Origin of the sequence: Glaciimonas sp. Gout2 (assembly GCF_035018905.1) — a bacterium.
GTDB lineage: Bacteria > Pseudomonadota > Gammaproteobacteria > Burkholderiales > Burkholderiaceae_D > Glaciimonas.
In genome coordinates this window covers 21580-40545 of record NZ_JASJXA010000037.1, presented here as the reverse complement: position 1 = coordinate 40545, position 18966 = coordinate 21580, and the positions used below count along the sequence as shown (strand labels likewise).

Here is an 18966-nt window from a genome sequence, read left to right as displayed (position 1 = left end):
TGTGTGTACTATGCTCGAACTTGAATACGTCAAACCATAGCGCCGCTAAAGTTGATGACGTAAATTTTTTTCTTCAAATCTCATTTATACAATACAAAAATATATGACTTTATCTCGTCAATTATTGTTCGGAAAACTTGATCTAACGCTTTTCAAAAGCATTGAAAGTGCAACCACTTTTTGCAAGCTTCGTGGTAATCCATACGTAGAAATTGCACACTGGCTATGCCATATTGTTAAAGCTAAAGATTCGGATTTAAGACGGATTGTTAAACATTTTCAAATCGATGCGGATTGCTTGGAAATCGGATTGGAAAAGGCGTTGAGTCATCTTCCTACCGATGCTAGTTCAATAATTGATTTTTCACATCACATAGAGTTGGTGATTGAGCGAGCCTGGATTCATGCGTCATTAGAGTTCGAAGAAAGAAAGATACGTAGTAGTCATCTCCTGGTGGCATTGTTATCTACACCCGAGCTGCGTAGGGTGTTAACGGGCATTTTTATTGGATTCAAAAATATTCCAATTCAGGAGCTGATTGACATGCTTCCTGTCATTACCCAAGGATCAATTGAAGAAGGGGAAACTTCGTTCGATGGCGGCGGATTTCCTTGCGCGTTACCGGGTGAAGTCAACAACGCAATGGTCCAGCGAATACCCACCCAAAATAGTTTGGCGCTTTACTGTACGGATTTGACTCAGCAGGCGCGTGAAGGAAAAATTGATCCGGTGATTGGACGTGAGCATGAAATCCGTACCATCATCGATATCTTATTAAGACGGAGGCAGAACAATCCTCTTCTGACTGGCGATGCCGGGGTCGGAAAAACCGCAGTGGTTGAAGGTTTTGCGCTTGCCATATCGAGAGGGGAAGTGCCGCCGTCCCTTGCTGACACAAGATTATTATCACTTGATGTTGCGGCATTATTAGCTGGTGCGAGCATGAAGGGTGAATTCGAATTAAGGTTGAAAGGCGTGTTGGAAGAGGTGATCGTTGCCACGTCTCCGGTGATCTTGTTTATTGACGAAATTCATACACTTGTTGGCGCTGGCGGCACTGCGGGTACCGGCGATGCTGCCAACCTATTGAAGCCATCGCTCGCACGCGGGATTTTACGCACTATCGGTGCCACTACATGGAGTGAGTATAAGCGTCACATTGAGAAGGACCCAGCGCTAGCGCGTCGTTTTCAGGTAGTACAAATTCCGGAGCCGGCGATAGCTAGCGCCATAACGATGTTGCGAGGCTTGGTGAGTACATTGGAAAAACATCACGGCGTCTGGATATTGGATGAGGCGATTCTGGCGGCCGTTAATCTTTCGCATCGTTACATTCCCGCTAGCCAATTACCCGACAAGGCAATTAGACTGCTAGACACTGCTTGCGCGCGCGTTGCGATCACCTTTCATGCTCCACCAGCAGCCCTGCAGATGTTGCGCTTCCAATTGCTTGCGGCTGAGATTGAAGCCGGTATGCTAAAAAAAGAACAAAGTCTTGGTAGGCCGAATCAAGAAAAAATCGCGAAATTACACATAAAAATAGTTAAGCTTAAGCAGGACGCCAAAACGCAAGAATTCCGTTGGGAAGCCGAAAAAGCGTTAACAGAACGTCTGCTCCTGATACGCCAGAAGTTAGCCGGAAGCACTTTAACTCAAGAAGTTAAGTCAAATCCGGATATTGTCGAGTCCCTACCAAAAGCGTCGATAGGTTCGATAAAGGAAAAAATATCCGTATCCACACTTGCAGGAGTGCAGGAACTTTCAGAAGCGAGATGGCCGATTCATGGATTCGACGCTGCCGTTAAGACGGACGAACCGTCGGATCAGCCAGAAGAGGCGGACCTTCAAGAGGCATTGCGTAAATTGGAAGCTGAACTAAGAGAGCTTCAACAAGATACGCCGATGGTCCATTCTGAGGTTAATGCGTCAGTAATTGCTTCTATCGTTGCTGATTGGACGGGTATTCCAGTTGGGCGAATGTTGCAAGATAAGATTGATGCCGTATTGAAGTTGCCTGATCAATTGGCGCAGCGGGTGATTGGTCAGTCTGCAGCCTTGGCGTTAATCAGCGAACGGCTCCAGACCGCAAGCGCTGGCATGAGCGACCCAGGAAAGCCAATTGGTGTGTTTTTGTTGGTGGGACCATCGGGTGTTGGGAAAACTGAGACCGCGTTTGCCATCTCGGAGATGCTCTATGGAGGCGAGCAGAATCTAATTACGATCAATATGAGTGAATATCAGGAGGCGCACACGGTCTCGTCGTTAAAAGGGGCACCTCCGGGATACGTGGGTTACGGTGATGGGGGAGTGTTAACTGAAGCGGTCCGTCGACGGCCATACAGCGTTGTCTTACTCGATGAAATAGAGAAAGCGCATCCAGACGTGCATGAAGTTTTTTATCAAGTTTTTGACAAGGGTTGGATGGAGGACGGCGAAGGTCGTGTCATCGACTTTAGAAACACCGTGCTGATACTTACCAGCAACGTCGGTGGCGAATTGCTTTCCAATGTATGCGAAAACTTGGATCAACTTCCTGAAGTTCAGGATTTGCTGGATGCTTTGCAGCCGGAGTTGTTAAGTATTTTTCCATCTGCATTTATCGGCCGTGTTTGTATCGTTCCTTATCTTCCGTTAATGGACGACAGCATTGCTCATATTGTGAGTCTGCAACTAGATCGTGTTTGCGCTCGTATGGAACGAACTCATCAGATTACGTTGGAATATAGTTCGCAAGTGGTGAGCTATATTGTCGCTCACTGCCCCACTGAAGAAACCGGCGCTCGTACGTTGATTAGTTTTATTGAGCAAAAAATTTTACCTGGTATCAGTCGATATTGGTTGGATATGCAAGGCAAAGGTCTGCCAATAAAGCGGCTTCGAATCGATATGGAGTCGGGGAAAATTGTCTATCATCCGGAATGATTAGGACTATCAAGCTTGGCTTTTTTACAGACTCGATTTCTCTGAAATAGCTTGATTGACTCCCTATATACCAATGCCTTTTACAGTGCAATCCTGGCGCAGGAATTTTTCTCGCGCTAGCCGGATAGCGCGCTAAATTCATGTTAACTATTTTTTATATTAATTAGTTCGTATGGCGCAACAGAAAGTAATTGAATTAATCGAATTAATCGAATTAATCGAATTAATCGAATTAATCGAATCAAGCAGATTTTTTCATTACTAATTCCAGAAATTTTACGAGTAACACGTTTATTTATTTATCAACGTCATTTAAAGGTCCTATGTCTGAATCTAATAGTTCGCAGAAATTTATGGCACGTAATCGTGCCCCTCGAGTACAAATTGAATATGACGTCGAAATTTATGGTTCGGAAAAAAAAGTTGAACTTCCCTTTGTGATGGGCGTTGTCGCCGACTTATCTGGGATGCCAATTGACGCCTTGCCACCAATCGGCGATCGAAAATTTTTTAGTATTGATACGGATAATTTCGATGAACGTATGAAAGCGATGAACCCGCGTGTGGCATTTTCAGTACCTAATACCCTTACCGGTAATGGCCAACTCCTGGTGGATATGACATTCGAAAATATGGAAGATTTTTCTCCTGCAGCCATCGCCAGAAAGGTTTCGGCGTTGTCACAGCTTTTAGAAGCCAGGACCCAACTAGCAAACCTACAGACATACATGGATGGAAAGGCCGGCGCAGAAAGTCTTGTCACTAGTGTGCTGAAGGATCCTGCATTACTCAACATATTGGCAAATGCCCCAAAACCGGAATCCCAGAAAGCATCTCCAAAGACGCCAGATTCCAAATAGCAACAAAGTTATTCGGCCGCCAAATTGTAGTGATTAATTAATTCAAAGAGGAAAATATGGCTGTACGTGAAACGTTAGCTCGACCTGCAGTGGATGCTGCAGTGTCGCAATCTGATTTCAGTGCCTTACTGTCACGAGAGTTCAAACCAAAAACCGAGCAGGCGCGTGAGGCGGTAGAGAGTGCCGTCAAAACACTCGCCGAGCAAGCGCTCGCAAATGCGATCACGATAGGCGATGATGCTTACAAAAACATTCAGACAATCATTGCAGAAATTGACCATAAACTATCGGAGCAAATCAATCTGATTTTGCATCATGTTAAATTTCAACAGGTCGAAAGTGCATGGAGAGGTTTGCATCATTTGGTCACCAATACCGAAACAGATGAGAATCTAAAAATTCGATTCATGGATGTTTCGAAGGACGAATTACGGCGTACCATGACACGTTATAAAGGCGTGGCATGGGATCAAAGTCCTTTCTTCAAGCAGATTTACGAAGAAGAATATGGGCAACTTGGCGGTGAGCCATATGGTTGTCTCGTTGCCGATTATTACTTTGATCATACGCCGGCGGATGTCGATCTCTTAGCCTCTATTGCCAAGGTCGCCGCTGCATCACATTCGCCATTTATTACAGGGGCGTCGCCGTCTGTGCTGCAAATGGATTCCTGGCAAGAGCTGGCTAACCCGCGCGATCTGACGAAGATATTTACTCAGAATCTGGAATATGCATCCTGGAATGCGTTGCGTAATTCAGAAGATGCGCGCTATATCGGGATGACTATGCCGCGGTTTTTAGCGCGTCTGCCATACGGTATTAATACCAATCCGGTGGACGAATTCGATTTTGAAGAAACCACAGATGGCGCTGATCACCTGAAATATGTTTGGGCAAATGCGGCCTATGCAATGGCAGTGAACATTAATCGTTCATTCAAGCGTTATGGCTGGTGCACATTAATTCGTGGCGTTGAAAGCGGTGGCGTTGTAGAAAATTTGCCCTGCCATACCTTTCCTACCGATGATGGCGGAGTCGACATTAAGTGCCCTACCGAAATTGCGATTTCGGATCGTCGTGAAGCGGAACTGGCAAAAAATGGCTTCATTCCATTGATCCATCGAAAGAATACAGATTATGCAGCCTTTATCGGGGCGCAATCACTCCAAAAAGCTGTTGAGTATCATGATGCCGATGCTACCGCGAACGCGAATCTTTCGGCGCGTCTTCCATATTTGTTTGCTTGCTCTCGCTTCGCTCACTATCTTAAGTGCATCGTTCGGGACAAAATTGGTTCGTTCAAAGAGCGTGAAGAAATGCAGCAATGGTTGAACGGGTGGGTAATGAATTATGTTGACGCAGATCCTGCCAACTCGTCTCAAGAAACCAAGGCCCGCCGTCCATTAGCGGCCGCCGAAGTGGTTGTAGAAGATGTCGAGGGCAACCCTGGTTACTACCAAGCTAAATTTTTCTTGAGGCCGCACTTTCAGTTAGAGGGTTTGACGGTTTCTCTACGCCTGGTGGCAAAGTTACCTTTAATTAAGGAGGCGCCATAACCAACTCAGGATACATGGCGTGGATTTCCATATATATAAGGGCCTCATGACGAATTTGGTTTGAACATACCAACTCCGATTCTGGAATACCTGGTTAATCGTGGCCAGCTTTCAAACCAGTTTGAAAGCTATGGAGCGGAGAAGCGCTACAACCTATTTAGCGCTAAATAAATAGTAATATTTTTGATGAGCGAAGCGGTGGTTTCTATTTAGACACATCGTTAAAGAAACGGAGCGATGCGGCGCTCGCCTAAAAAAAAATAATTCCAGTAATTGGTATGACGGAATTTTTCAAATCACTCACCTAGAAGTTTTTTTAACCAAAGAAAAAAGGAATAACGCGCATGGCACAGGATATGTTTCTTAAGATTAACGGCATTGACGGCGAATCGTCTGACAAAAGTCATAAAGCGGAAATTGAAGTCTTAAGTTGGTCGTGGAGTGTTTCCCAACAGTCAAATATGCATGCAGGTTCCGGCGGCGGTGCTGGTAAAGCGACCGTTGACGATTTGGAGTTTCAACACTATATCGATCGTGCTAGTCCTAACTTAATTCAATATTGCCTGAGCGGTAAACATATTGATGAGTCAGTTCTTGTCGTGCGTAAAGCAGGCGGCAATCCACTGGAATATCTTAAGTTGACCATGAACGACGTTTTGGTTACGCGTGTTGCGGCTTCGGGCACCAGCATTGATGAGACGCGCCCGAAAGAAACGGTGCGTTTGTCGTTCTCTAGATTGAAGCACGAATATGTGGTTCAGAACGCACAAGGTGGCAGCGGAGGCGCAATCACCGCAACGTTCGATATTAAAAAGAACGTGGCCTAAAATTAAATTTATTGCATTTTCCAATTGGTGATGCAGATTTTTTTCGCCGGAGAATTTTCTGGCGGATTTTTTTGAGAAGGTTGGGCAGAGTGTTCTGTTTTTTCAGGGCATTGTGGGCAACCATTTTTTGCCCTATTTTTCTTACTACAAATGTATTCAGATTTATTTCCTAAACACCAATTTCAATTTATTGTGTTAAGGCACTTTGGAGCACTCTTGCTGATATCGACGCTGATGGCATGTAGTAGCGGATCACCTATTAAAGAGCAAACTAAACTGGACCTTCAGATTGAGGCAAGTAGACATGTTAATCAAGACGACCGAGGTCGATCTGCGCCGGTTATGGTGAGAGTGTACGAACTTAAGTCGGCTGCAAGTTTTGACGATGCGGATTTTATTTCTTTACAAAATAATGGAAAAAATGTAATCGGATCGGACTTGCTTCACATGGATGAGTTCATTCTGCGTCCCGGTAACAAGCAGATAATCCAGCGAAAAACACATCCAGAAACCACTTCTATTGCTGTATTGGCAGGCTTTCGTGATTTGGGGAAATCTGTGTGGAGAGTGATTCATACGTTGGACGTTGCGCCGGATGCGGCATGGTACAGAGCCGCAATTCCCGCTGACAAGGCGAGGCTCAAGATCTATCTCGATGAGCAGACTGTTTCGATCACTGAACTGGATTAAAAAATGAGTTGGTATAACAAAGTAGTGTGGAGCGAAGGACTTTTTTTACGACCACAATTGTTTCAGCAGCAGGAACGTTATTTCGAACATTTTTCTCATAAAAGGACGGCGTCGCTAAGTCCATTTTTTTGGGGATTCAATCAGTATGAAATTGATAGAGAAACCTTACTGTTTGGAAAGTTAGTATTTAAAAGTGGCTCCGGTATTTTTTCAGACGGCACACCGTTTGATGTTCCCATTCATACACCGCCACCGCCGCCATTGACGATTGTTCCTGAGCATCAAAATCAGACGATCTATCTGGCCGTTCCATTGCGCTTACCGAATGCAGAAGAGACGACTTTTGATGATCGAGGAGGATCATTGGCTCGTTACCTCGCATTCGACGATGAACTGCGCGACAGTAACGCAATTGGGCAAGGACCAAAACCCGTTCAGTTATGTCATTTGCGCTTACGTCTCCTTCCCGAGAGCGAGCTAACTGAGTCGTGGATTGGCATCGCGTTAACTCGCATCAAGTCGTTAAAGTCGGATGGTGCTGTTACTCTGCATGACAACGATCATATTCCTCCTGTGACGGGTTGCTCCGCGAATAGCTTACTTCGCGAGTGGATATTGCAATTGCACGGTTTGTCTAAATTACGGGCTGATGCACTTTCGGCTCGCCTTTCCGGTAGTGATGGTAAGGCCGGAGCTGGTGCTGAGGTTTCTGATTACCTTTTATTGCAAATTTTAAACCGGTATGAACCATTGCTGGAGCACATGTGCCAGATCGGCGAAATTGCCCCGGTTGAACTGTACCGTCAACTCATCATGCTGTCAGGCGAGCTGTCAACGTTTGTGCGTCCGCAGACCCGTCGACCTGTTGTCGTACCTGGTTACAACCACATGTCCATATACGGAAGTATTAAGCCGCTCGTTGACAATATATACGATCTACTGAGCCAGGTACTCATCCGAAGTGCACAACCCATTCCTTTGACTGACCAGGCGCATGGAATTCGGAATGCTGCGATGTTGCCCACAGAATTGGCTGGTTTCACCAGTTTGGTACTGGCCGTTAGCGCGCAAATGCCAGCCGATACATTAAAAATGCATTTTGCTGCACAAACAAAAATTGGTCCACCGCAACGCTTACCGGAACTGGTCCGCTCGCACTTGCCTGGTTTGTCGCTTATCCCATTACCCGTTCCGCCGCGGCAAATTCCATTCAATGCCGGGTATGTATATTTTGAGCTGGCACGTAGCGGGCCGCTCTGGGAGCAGATAGCGAAGCATGGTGGACTTGCTATGCATGTTGCAGGAGTTTTCCCAGAGCTTCAAATTGAATTATGGGGAGTGCGAAATAAATGAGTACGTCAGCCGAAAGTGATGGCGGCGACCAACGTGAAGATGCGTCAAGCGGAGAAACTATCAATCCAGCGCAGGGCGTAAAACAAGCTGGTTTATCCGCTACATTATTGTGGAATGCCGAAGAGTCGGAACTAAAAAGATCCGAATCGGTTGCAGAGGTTTCCAATGAATTTGATCTGGCGAATAGTCTTCAGAGTCGACTAATCAAAGTAAAGGCGGCCATAAATCCGTTGCTAGAAGCCGCCGGACCTTTGTTACGCGCATTAGCCGACATGCCTGAAAAGCTCACAGAGAGGGAAAAAGTCGATGCACTCTATTTGTTGTTAGTGCGCGAAATTTTTGATTTTCAGACTTTGTGCGATACCGCAAATCTTCCATGGAAGCACGTGACGGTAGTGCGGTATTGTATTTGTACTGCCTTGGATGAAAGCGCCAATCGCACTGAATGGGCTGGAGGCGAATGGGCACTGAAAAGTTTGTTAGTCACCTTTGAGGGTGAAAATGATGGCGGGGAGAAGTTTTTTTTACTCCTTGGACGTCTGGCAAGTGACCCGCAGCAATACGAAAGTGTCATCGAGATTTTATTGCATATTCTCGGACTTGGTTTTGAGGGGCGCTATAGCGTTATAGCCGATGGACGACGTCATATTGACAATATTCGTCAGCGACTTCTGACCCTACTTAATAGCGCGCGCGACCCACTCAAACCGGGATTGTCGCAGCATTGGCAGGGTGAACCAGCAGGTCGAATGTCGCTCTTACGTAGTTTGCCGGTATGGACTATGGCATCGCTACTGGGCCTGGTCCTGTTTGGATTATTTTTTTGGTACAAATACCATTTACTTGAAAAAAGCGTCGAAATCGAACGGCATATTATTGCTATCGCTAAACAGTCACTACAACCGTCTCGGGTGTCGCTGACACCAGCCAAGGTGATTCCTTTACGTCTATCTGCTTTATTGAAATCTGAAATTTCGGCTGGCTTGGTAAGTGTATCTGACGAGGCCGATCGTAGTATCGTCACATTCCAGGGAGATACGATGTTTGTTCAAGGGAAGAGTTCGGTGCAGAATAATATCAGACCGACTTTAGACAAAGTGGCGAGTGAAATTATCCGTATGGGTGGACAGGTAACCATCATCGGTCATACCGACAGTCAACGTATTCACACCGCTGAATTTCCTGATAATCAGGTGCTATCTGAAAAGCGTGCCGGGTTCGTTGGTCAATATTTTAAAACTCACGGGATTTCCGGAGACCTTATAGTGACCATTGGGAGGGGTGCCGCAGAGCCCATTGTTGGTAATGCAACCGCAGCAGAACGCGCGCGCAACCGCCGCGTAGATATCGTAGTTAAGCAGTAACAGGAACGCAATGTCTTCTCTTAAAAGAATAGTTGATTTGATTTTTTCACGACAAGTATTTGTATTTGTCGCCTTATTGTTAATCGCCCTGGCTATTTGGTTTGTGGGCCCGTTATTTGGATTCGGCGGGCTTTACCCGATGGTTGGCACTGCTATGCGCGTGACGCTGATTGTTTTATTACTGGCAGCCTTGCTTGGCAGACTAATGCATTTGCCCGCAAGTATCGTTGGCGTTGCTGCATTTTGTTTACTAATTTGGAATGCCGGACCACTGCTGGTATTAGGTGATGTGCAACCGCTAGCATCCGAATGGCTGCGGGTGCTCATTGTATCGATGGTAGTGATTGGTTATGGAACGTATTGGCTTTATAAATTAGTACAGGCAATGCGTAGTGACGATGATTTATTGCGGAAAGTCTTTCATCCCATAAAAAATCAGTCATCAGACGTTGCCCGTGTTGAGATACATGCGGTTAGGTCAGTTGTCTCGAAGGCTATTCGGCAATTGAAGATGATGCGTGGCCTTAGTGGAATAACTGGACTGCTTGAGGGAAAGCGATATTTGTATGCACTTCCCTGGTACATGATAATTGGTACCACCGGAGCGGGAAAAACCACAGTTATACGTAACTCTGGTCTTGAGTTTCCCCTGGTCAACGAGGCGAGTGAGGCCGCTTTGACGGAGCAAAACGGCACACATAATTGTGACTATTGGTATGCGAACGACTCTGTGCTGATTGACACCGCAGGGCGCTACGTTGAGCAGGACGATCAAAAGAGTGGAAAAACTAAGAATGTGAATGCCGCCGAATGGACTGGCTTGTTAGGGCAATTACGTAAATATCGACCGCGTGCACCGCTCAATGGCGTGCTGCTGACGGTAAGCGTTCCTGACTTACTCAAAAGAACATCTGAATCCCGTGCCATCTTAGGAACAACGATGCGTGCGAGACTCACTGAACTGCGCAGTAATCTTGGGATTCGCTTTCCTGTTTATGTCGTTATCACCAAGTTGGATTTCTTGCCTGGATTTTCTGAGTATTTTCAATCGTTGACAGTAGAGCAGCGTGCCCAAATATGGGGTTTCACGCTTCCTTATCATAAAGAAAGTGTAACGACCGTATTTCAAAAAACCGGTGCTAACTACGAGCAGGAGCTTGCGTTGCTGGGACTACGCCTTGAGGCGGGTGTCGATAGTCGTCTACAAGAGGAATATGATCTCGTCCGACGTAAGAAGCTGTATGCCCTACCTCAGGAATTTCGGAGTTTGTCTGTCCTGTTAACAGAATTCCTCGGACAGGTTTTCCTCGACTCTCTCTATGACGATACGCAACTTCGCAGTGGGTTACGTGGTGTCTACTTTACCAGCGCAGCGCAAACAGGTGAAATTCTGGCTGTAGATCGCGCAACATTATTTCAGCGGTTTCGGCGTGGTTTTGAAGAGTTGAAGACGCTCGGCGGTGATCAACCTGGTAACAACTCGCAAGGCAGCAGTCGAACAAACAATCGCAGTTTTTTTCTGAATAACTTATTTCGACACGTTATCATTCCGGAGGCACATCTGGTTCGGCCCAACTTACGTTGGGAATGGCGTTTTCGACTGATACGAATGGTAGGGCATTTTTTAACGATAACACTTTTTGTCTGGTTCGGAAGTGCACTAGTGGGAAGTTTCGGCAATAACCACAGATATTTGCAAACAATTAAAGGCAAGACTCTTGCGCTGGAAGAGCTTGTGATGTCTTACCGAAAAAACCCAAATCTATGGGAGATTTCAACAGTGCTTGATTCGGCCCGTGATTTGTCGCGCTATAAAGACCTCAATGTAGAGAGCCCAGGCGGTGCCTATCGTTACGGCCTCTATGCCGCGCCCGCGATTGAACATTCAGGACAAAAAACTTACGCGTCTCTACAGCAACAATTGCTATTGCCACAAATCGTCAGACGTATTGATACCGCTCTGGCTGCTAATATCAAGGCAAGGGACGCGGACGCCGTTTATGACACGCTTGCGGCTTACCTGATGCTGTTCGATAAAGACCATTTCAATGGACAGACGATTAAAAGTTGGGTATTACATGACTGGGAGCGCTTTGATAGTGCCGAGGAACTTGGTGGTCAGACGGCTTTGATGCCTCATTTGACTGCACTTTTTGCAGAAGGGCAGCAAGTACAATCTTTGTCACCAAAAAATGAGGATCTTATTAGAGTTGCGCGTACTTTTTTGGATAATAATCCCATTACGACTCGACTTTATAAGCGTGCTATCGCTGCAATGGAAAAAGAGGCTCCCGACAATTTTACGTTGTTGCGGGTACTTGGTCCGCAGGCGAACGTTATCCTGACGATGAAAAATGGTTCGTCGCTGGAACGCGGAGTGCCTGGCTTGTATTCTTATCACGGGTACCATCATGTTTTTAATAAGCGTTTGCCAGAATTTGTGAGTCATGCACAAATAGCGGACGCATGGGTGATGGGGCGACGCGGGGATGTCAAGCAGGCTTATTTGGCTCAGGGAAATGGGGTTCATGCGCTAACTACTCGGACCATTAATGATATCCGCCGCCAGTACCTGACGGATTACGGGAATTACTGGTATCAATTTTTGGACGATATTCGGCCACTTTCCAGCATTGCAAATGTCACGACCGGTTCGTTGGCTCTTGACGTTCAGGCTCTGCGTATTTTGGCAGCCCCCGATTCACCGTTGGTCCGACTTGCACGTGCTGCAACCAGTGAAACTTCGCTGTCCTTTCTCGCTTCGTCTGCGGATGAATCCTTGACCGATAAAGCTTTGGCAATTATTGGTAAAACATCAGAAGGCGTTAGAACCCCAAGTTCACTTCCTAATACATTGAATGCTAATGGGAGGGGAAATCTAAAGTTGGAAAAAGAATTGGTGGACAATCGATTCGCCGCGCTGCGTGAGGTAGTGACTGGTCAGGCAGATACCGGAAGTGGACCAGCTTTGCGGGTTATTCCCGTGGTTGAAAGAGCGTTACAATTAGACGCCATTGTCGGTTTGCTTAACGAGCAATACACACTATTGGTAGTCGCTGACAATGCACTCGCCAATAGTGAGTTGCCGTTGGTTAATGATATTGGTGACAAGCTGCGGATGGAGTCGGCACGCCTCCCGCAGCCTTTCCAAGCGGTATTGTACGGTGTTGCCGAACATGCTTCCGAAACGGTTCGGCATGACATTAAACGATTACAAACTGCCAAATTGAAGGAAGCCGTGGCATTGTTGTCAATGCAAATAGAAACAGGGGTAGGGCACGCTTGCCGGACTGCGATCGAGGGGAAATATCCTTTCGTGACAAGTAATCAGGAGGTTGATATTGAGGACTTTATTCGTGTCTTTTCTAGCGGTGGTCTGATTGACGACTTCTTTCAGAAACATCTCACGGGACTTGTTGATAGCAGTATAAAACCTTGGCGTTATAAAGTAGTCGATTCGGCGCTGCCGGTGGTGAGTGGTCCCGATTTAGCACCATTTGAGCGAGCAGCGGCGATCCGCGAAGTGTTTTTCCGCGATCCAGGCTCGAAACGAATGTCATGGAAAATGAATGTAAAAGTAGCCTCGATTGATCCAGCAATTACACAACTGTTGGTGGATATTGACGGGCAGGCATTTCGATATTCACACGGACCAATATTACCTTTTAGGGTGAGTTGGCCGGGTCCACGCGGTGGCGCAATGGCGGAGATCTCGGCTAACCCACGGGTGCGTCCTGATACTTCATCCGATCGGACTGATGGACCATGGGCACTATTTCACTTGGTGGCGCGTGGTCGCGCAATTGAGACGGCCTCTTCCAATCGGGTTGCAGTGGAATACACATTTGATGGTCGGCAGGTCGTGCTTGACTTACAAACTGACAGTTTGCCGAATCCCCTGACTGGTAAGTTATTTGATGGCTTTCATTGCCCAACCGGAATCATATGAGCGCGGTAAATTGTAGTAAGGCGGCTTCACTATGGCTCAGTAATGCAAAGCCATGGGAGTTTATTTTTGCGTGAAAGGTTGACAGAATTCGACTCTGAATCCGCAGTTAACATAATCTGATGTGGTGGATTTTGAGATCATTTGACCGGATGATGAGTAACACGTCATTGAACCATCGAGAGCATACCTTTACGCTTCCAATTTGCCTGGAATAAAAAAGTAGGCTGAATCAATGCATTGATTCAGCCTACTTTTTATTTGTATTGAATATTGTCTACGACAAACAGAAGTATTTTGTTTAACCCGTATTCCGTAATCCTGCTGCAATACCATTAATGCTTAAATGTATTCCGCGTTTGACCCGTTCTTCAGTTGTCTTGCCCGATGCCGTGACACTACGGTGACGTTTGATTAATTCCACCTGCAAGTGATTGAGCGGATCGAGATAAGCGAACCGATTTTTTATTGAGCGTGCCAACAATGGGTTATTCGCCAGTCGCTCCTTGGCACCGGTAATCGATGACAGCAAGCTGCTGGTGAGTTCATGTTCTTGCACAATCCGCTTAAAAATACTGTTCCGCAATTTCCGGTCAGTTACTAATGCTGCGTAACGTGATGCAACAGCCAAGTCTGTTTTAGATAGCACCATATCCATGTTTGAGAGTAGTGTGGCGAAGAACGGCCATTCTTTATACATGGTACGCAACAGTGTCATTTTTTGCGTTTTGGTTCTCGCATCGGCATCGTTCAACCATCCTGATAATGCACTGCCGAATCCATACCAGCCCGGCAGCAACAAGCGACATTGACCCCAAGAGAATCCCCACGGAATGGCACGCAAATCTTCAATCCGACGGGTCGACTTGCGGGAAGCTGGACGCGAGCCAATATTTAGTTCTGCGATTTCTGCAATGGGTGTCGCTTCAAAGAAATAATCCGTAAATCCGGGGGTTTCATAAACGAGGTGGCGGTAAGCCTGATAGGCACGGTCGGATAAGCCATCCATTAATTGTTCAAATTCGCTCAATTTTTTGGCTTGCTTACCGACAGCGGTATGCGGCATCAGACTGGCTTCTAGTGTTGCTGCCACCAGCAGCTCCAGATTACGGCGACCAATCTCTGGGTTTGAGAATTTTGACGCAATAATTTCGCCTTGTTCGGTTAGCCGAATTTGACCATTCACCGTGCCTGGTGGTTGCGCCAGGATAGCTTGATAGCTTGGGCCGCCGCCACGACCAACTGTGCCGCCCCGTCCATGGAACAAGCGAAGTTTGACACCCGCAGCATCGAAGACGCGAACCAGTTCGACTTCTGCTTTATATAATTCCCAATTTGAGGTCAGGAAACCGCCATCTTTATTGGAATCGGAATATCCCAGCATGACTTCTTGCAAGCGGCCTTGTTCTACAATCAGCTTCGCGACGGGTGGTAGGGACATCCAGCGCTGCATAATGTCGGCTGCAGCGCGCAGGTCGGGAATCGTTTCAAACAACGGAATGACCATCAACTCAGGCTCACTGTTGACGACTGCCTTAGCGCTGTTGTCGGTAGTGTCCAGCTGGATGCGTAGCAATCCGGTTTCCTGTTGAAGGACCATGACCTCTAGCAAGTCAGAGACGGTTTCAGTATGCGAGATGATGTAGTTACGAATCGCACGTGCACCGTAGCGTTGACGGATTTCGCGTGCCATCCGCATAATGCTAAGCTCTGAGTTGGTCTCGTCCGTATAGCTTATATATTGCGAGAAAAGCGGACGTGGATTATGCAATTCAGCTAAAAGCAGGGCAATTTTTTGCTCTTCGCTGAGTTGGTTGTATTTCGGTTCTACGCCTGAGCGGACAAATAACTCGGTGAGTACGCGTTCATGCACGTCGGAACTTTGACGCATGTCCAGCGAGGCCAGATGAAATCCAAAAATTTGGCTAGCGCGCTTTAGAGTAGATAAGCGCGGCTTAACCAGTGCGCCGCCGTGGTTGGCGACCAGCGAGTCTTCGATGATTTGCAGTTCTTGCGTAAACTCAGACACGGTGACGTAGTGTGACGCGGCGCCAACTTCATTACGCAAAATATTGGTCGCACCAAGATCGCGGGCGGTCGCAGCGAGTCGCGCATAAATGCCGATTAAGGCGCGTCGGTACGGCTCATCGGAACGATGGTCTGACATGTCAGGCGAGCACTGAGCCAATGCCTCTAACTCTGGGTTGACGCCAACCATCAGCGTCGATACCGAAAGTTCTGCGCCTAATAGATGAACTTCTTCCAGATAGAAATCGAGGATGGTGGTCGATTGCCGTTGCAATGCGTGCTTCATGGTATCAGCGTTGACATTCGGATTACCGTCGCGATCGCCGCCGATCCAGCTTCCCATTTGCACAAAGGGAGCCAAAGGTGCGACGGCACCTGATTGGCGGGCGCGGGTCGGGAACTGGGTGGCGATTTCAGATTCGATATCGTCGTAAAGCGCAGGTAATTCACGTAAAAAAGTGATGCGGTGGTAGGACAGAGCATTTTCTATTTCGTCCGCGACCGTCAACTTCGAATAGCGCAACATACGTGTTTGCCACAAGGTGGCGATGCGACCACGTAAAAGTTCGCTATTGTCACGCAACTCTTTTGGTGTATGCGGCTTGTCACGCTCGGCTAACAGACGGGCTATTTCCCGCTCAGCATCTAGAATACTCTTGCGCTGTACTTCCGTTGGATGTGCGGTAAGTACGGGCGAAATCAGGGCATCTTTTAGAAAGTTACGCACCGTCGCACCGGATACGCCAGCGTCATCAAGCTTGGTCAGCGCATGTGCAACGCTGCCCGGCTGCGCAGCTGAACCAGCCAGCAAATGCGCGCGACGGCGACGATTGTGATGCTGATCTTCAGCGATATTGGCCAAATGCGAGAAATACGAAAATGCACGCACAACAGAATTGGTCTGGTCGCGTGTTAGTTTTTTCAATAACTTATCAAGGTCAGCGCCGGCCTGTTGATCTGATTCGCGACGAAAACGCACGGCAGTCTGGCGTATCGTTTCGACTACGTCAAATACGGCATCACCCTCCTGATCGCGCAAGACGTCGCCTAACAGACGTCCTAACAGCCGGATATCTTCTTTGAGCGGAGCGTCTTTATTAGGAAGGGGACTCTTGGTGCGAGCGGGAGATGTCGAGGGGATCAGTTTTTTTGCCATGGTGGACGTGCTGTCTGCTTTTCTGAATGAAAGATAGAAATTGGCCAACGATAACTTGTTAGCCCGATTACAACCAAAGACTAAGACATTAACTCAAATAGGGATGGAATAGCAGTTCAATCGACAATGCCAAGGTGCAATAATGTGGTGTTCGTATTCTAAGATGCTCTTTAACGACGACAGGAGCGCAAGTAAACAACGCGAAAATTACCAATAACCGGATGTTAAGTACGGTTTCCATTGATTGTTAGTACAGACGCTGAAGGGGCGCATGCTAGAATTTGGCCTGACAGCCTGCGTCGTTGCGACGCGGGTGTGGCCGTATTGGGCTACTTTGATAAAACATGAAAGAGCGTGTGTTGAAAATATTTCCTCCCTCCAAGTTAATAATTGCATCCCGCGAAAGTCGCTTAGCCATGTGGCAGGCCGAACACGTGCGTGCTAGATTAATGGAATTATATCCGGACTGCGTCGTTGAAATTCTCGGTATGACTACGCGCGGGGATCAAATACTTGACCGAACGTTGTCCAAGGTAGGTGGTAAAGGTCTTTTCGTTAAAGAGCTGGAAGTGGCAATGGCTGAAGGCCGCGCTGATTTGGCGGTGCATTCATTGAAGGATATGCCAATGGAATTGCCCGAAGGTTTTGCGCTGGCGGCCGTGTTGGAGCGCGAAGATCCGCGTGATGCTTTTGTATCTAACGATTACGCATCTATTGAGACACTGCCAACGGGCGCGATTGTCGGAACGAGTAGTCTTCGACGTCAGGCGTTGATAGCTGCGCGCTTTCCGCATTTGGTGATCAAACCTTTGCGCGGTAATTTGGATACGCGTTTGGGTAAATTGGATAAGGGCGAATATGCGGCTATTATTCTCGCTGCAGCAGGTTTGAAACGGCTGGGATTAGCTGAACGGATAAGGGCGGTGATCGCGCCAGAACAAAGTCTGCCAGCACCGGGGCAGGGCGCGATGGCCATCGAAATTTGTGAGGGTCGCGATGATCTGCAGCAAGCACTCGCTCCTTTAAATCATTTAGCCAGTGCTCGGGCGGTTACCGCCGAACGCACTTTGTCGCGGGTTTTTGGAGGGAGTTGTCAGATTCCTCTGGCGGCATTTGCAACTATAGAAGGTCCCAATATGCGTTTGCGCGCAATGATCGGTACACCTGATGGTTTACGATCAGTGACCGCCGATATCATAGGAGCTGCTGACGCGCCCGAAGCGCTGGGCATGCAGATTGCCGAATTACTCGAACAGCAAGGTGCTGCTGCGATTCTGGCTGCATGTAAAGAGGATTTCGCGGAAGATGCTTAATCAGAGGATTCCAATAAGGTTCTAACGCGATATATGAAGGAGTCGGTGCTTCTGCTAATAGTTTTAGCGGTTTTAATGGCTTTTTGATGTTTTGCGAGAAGCCCAAGGAACCTAGTAAAGCGACGCAGCAAAGCAACAAGGCAACCATTTTAGGAGTTTGATCTGCATGAGTAGACGGCGACCGATCGTGATTACACGTCCGCGAGCGCAAGCGGTACTGCTGGCGCAAGAGATTACGGCCCGAGGTGGAGAACCGGTTATCTTTCCATTATTGGAAATTCTACCGCTGACCGATGATGCTGAATTACAAGCAACGTTGGTAACGCTTGATCGCTTTGCAATGGTCGCGTTTGTCAGCCCTAATGCCATTGATGCGGCTTTCAAGTATATAGCGCAGTGGCCGCCCGGCGTGGCAATTGGCATTGTTGGTGAAGGTAGCCGACTGGCGTTGGGACGCCACGGCGTCAGCGCACAAAATGCGATTATTTTTAGCCCACCTGACGCTGCAAAAACGGACTCAGAAGGATTGCTGGAGGCGTTAGATTTACCTGGCTTATCAGGGCGACACGTATTGATCGTACGTGGTGACAGTGGACGTGAGTTGTTAGCCGATAGTTTGCGCGCTGCTGGCGCTGAGGTGTTGTCGCTCTCGTCATACCGCCGTCAGGCTCCTGCGATGACGCCTGCTGTGGCGACCCAATTGCAGGAATTGCTGATGACCCAAAATGACTGGATAGTCACAAGTTCAGAAGCCCTTAGAATATTGATGCAGATGGTGCAAACCATGGAAAACGTTGCACAAGATGATCCTAATGTTGTAAAAATGCAACAGAAAAATTTACTAGTTCCCCACGCCCGCATTGCCGATACTGCACATGCGCTAGGATTTACTGCAGTAACCCTGACAGGCTCAGGGGACGAACGACTACTCGACGCGTTACAATTCTAAC

At 47.5% G+C, this 18966-nt stretch carries 11 protein-coding genes; 10 read left to right on the top strand and 1 reads right to left on the bottom strand.

Annotated features, from left to right (window positions below; translation table 11 throughout):
* The first annotated feature begins 103 nt into the window (after window positions 1-103).
* The 8 genes from tssH (at window position 104) to tssM (ending at window position 13522) form a co-directional block, all read left to right on the top strand.
* The gene (gene tssH, locus QN379_RS19160; RefSeq protein WP_323507325.1) at window positions 104-2923 is read left to right on the top strand and encodes a type VI secretion system ATPase TssH; all 2820 of its coding nucleotides are present in this window, start codon (window positions 104-106) and stop codon (window positions 2921-2923) included.
* Between the two features lie 323 nt (window positions 2924-3246).
* On the top strand, window positions 3247-3783 hold the full coding sequence (gene tssB / locus QN379_RS19155; protein ID WP_322232428.1) for a type VI secretion system contractile sheath small subunit: 537 nt from the start codon (window positions 3247-3249) through the stop codon (window positions 3781-3783).
* A gap of 56 nt (window positions 3784-3839) precedes the next feature.
* Window positions 3840-5339, top strand: coding sequence for a type VI secretion system contractile sheath large subunit (gene tssC, locus QN379_RS19150; RefSeq protein WP_323507324.1), 1500 nt, complete (start codon window positions 3840-3842; stop codon window positions 5337-5339).
* A gap of 344 nt (window positions 5340-5683) precedes the next feature.
* Window positions 5684-6166: an Hcp family type VI secretion system effector gene (locus QN379_RS19145; RefSeq protein ID WP_322232426.1), complete on the top strand. Its 483-nt coding sequence runs from the start codon at window positions 5684-5686 to the stop codon at window positions 6164-6166.
* Between the two features lie 216 nt (window positions 6167-6382).
* Complete coding sequence (gene tssJ / locus QN379_RS19140) at window positions 6383-6856, top strand: type VI secretion system lipoprotein TssJ (protein WP_322232425.1); 474 nt, start codon at window positions 6383-6385, stop codon at window positions 6854-6856.
* Between the two features lie 3 nt (window positions 6857-6859).
* The gene (gene tssK, locus QN379_RS19135) at window positions 6860-8209 is read left to right on the top strand and encodes a type VI secretion system baseplate subunit TssK (RefSeq protein WP_323507323.1); all 1350 of its coding nucleotides are present in this window, start codon (window positions 6860-6862) and stop codon (window positions 8207-8209) included.
* Window positions 8206-9573: a type IVB secretion system protein IcmH/DotU gene (gene icmH, locus QN379_RS19130; protein ID WP_323507322.1), complete on the top strand. Its 1368-nt coding sequence runs from the start codon at window positions 8206-8208 to the stop codon at window positions 9571-9573. The genes tssK and icmH overlap by 4 nt, the downstream gene beginning before the upstream one ends.
* A 10-nt stretch (window positions 9574-9583) precedes the next feature.
* Window positions 9584-13522 (top strand): type VI secretion system membrane subunit TssM, encoded by a 3939-nt coding sequence (tssM, locus tag QN379_RS19125; RefSeq protein ID WP_323507321.1) that lies wholly within the window; start codon window positions 9584-9586, stop codon window positions 13520-13522.
* 298 nt (window positions 13523-13820) lie between these two features.
* On the opposite strand, the gene ppc is transcribed toward tssM, so the two are convergent.
* The gene (gene ppc, locus QN379_RS19120) at window positions 13821-16703 is read right to left on the bottom strand and encodes a phosphoenolpyruvate carboxylase (protein WP_322232421.1); all 2883 of its coding nucleotides are present in this window, start codon (window positions 16701-16703) and stop codon (window positions 13821-13823) included.
* A gap of 359 nt (window positions 16704-17062) precedes the next feature.
* Here ppc and hemC point away from each other — a divergent pair, with 359 nt between their 5' ends.
* Together hemC and QN379_RS19110 are read left to right on the top strand one after the other, a co-directional pair.
* Complete coding sequence (gene hemC / locus QN379_RS19115) at window positions 17063-18016, top strand: hydroxymethylbilane synthase (RefSeq protein WP_322232420.1); 954 nt, start codon at window positions 17063-17065, stop codon at window positions 18014-18016.
* A gap of 166 nt (window positions 18017-18182) precedes the next feature.
* Window positions 18183-18965, top strand: a complete 783-nt coding sequence (locus tag QN379_RS19110) for a uroporphyrinogen-III synthase (RefSeq protein ID WP_322232419.1) — start codon at window positions 18183-18185, stop codon at window positions 18963-18965.
* Window position 18966: the final 1 nt, after the last annotated feature.

Excerpts from the sequence above, each read along its gene's own strand:
- tssC (WP_323507324.1), top strand. The coding sequence starts at position 3,840 with ATGGCTGTACGTGAAACGTTAGCTCGACCTGCAGTGGATGCTGCAGTG.
- QN379_RS19145 (WP_322232426.1), top strand. The coding sequence starts at position 5,684 with ATGGCACAGGATATGTTTCTTAAGATTAACGGCATTGACGGCGAATCG.
- tssB (WP_322232428.1), top strand. The coding sequence starts at position 3,247 with ATGTCTGAATCTAATAGTTCGCAGAAATTTATGGCACGTAATCGTGCC.
- tssM (WP_323507321.1), top strand. The coding sequence starts at position 9,584 with ATGTCTTCTCTTAAAAGAATAGTTGATTTGATTTTTTCACGACAAGTA.
- tssH (WP_323507325.1), top strand. The coding sequence starts at position 104 with ATGACTTTATCTCGTCAATTATTGTTCGGAAAACTTGATCTAACGCTT.
- ppc (WP_322232421.1), bottom strand. The coding sequence starts at position 16,703 with ATGGCAAAAAAACTGATCCCCTCGACATCTCCCGCTCGCACCAAGAGT.
- tssK (WP_323507323.1), top strand. The coding sequence starts at position 6,860 with ATGAGTTGGTATAACAAAGTAGTGTGGAGCGAAGGACTTTTTTTACGA.
- icmH (WP_323507322.1), top strand. The coding sequence starts at position 8,206 with ATGAGTACGTCAGCCGAAAGTGATGGCGGCGACCAACGTGAAGATGCG.
- QN379_RS19110 (WP_322232419.1), top strand. The coding sequence starts at position 18,183 with ATGAGTAGACGGCGACCGATCGTGATTACACGTCCGCGAGCGCAAGCG.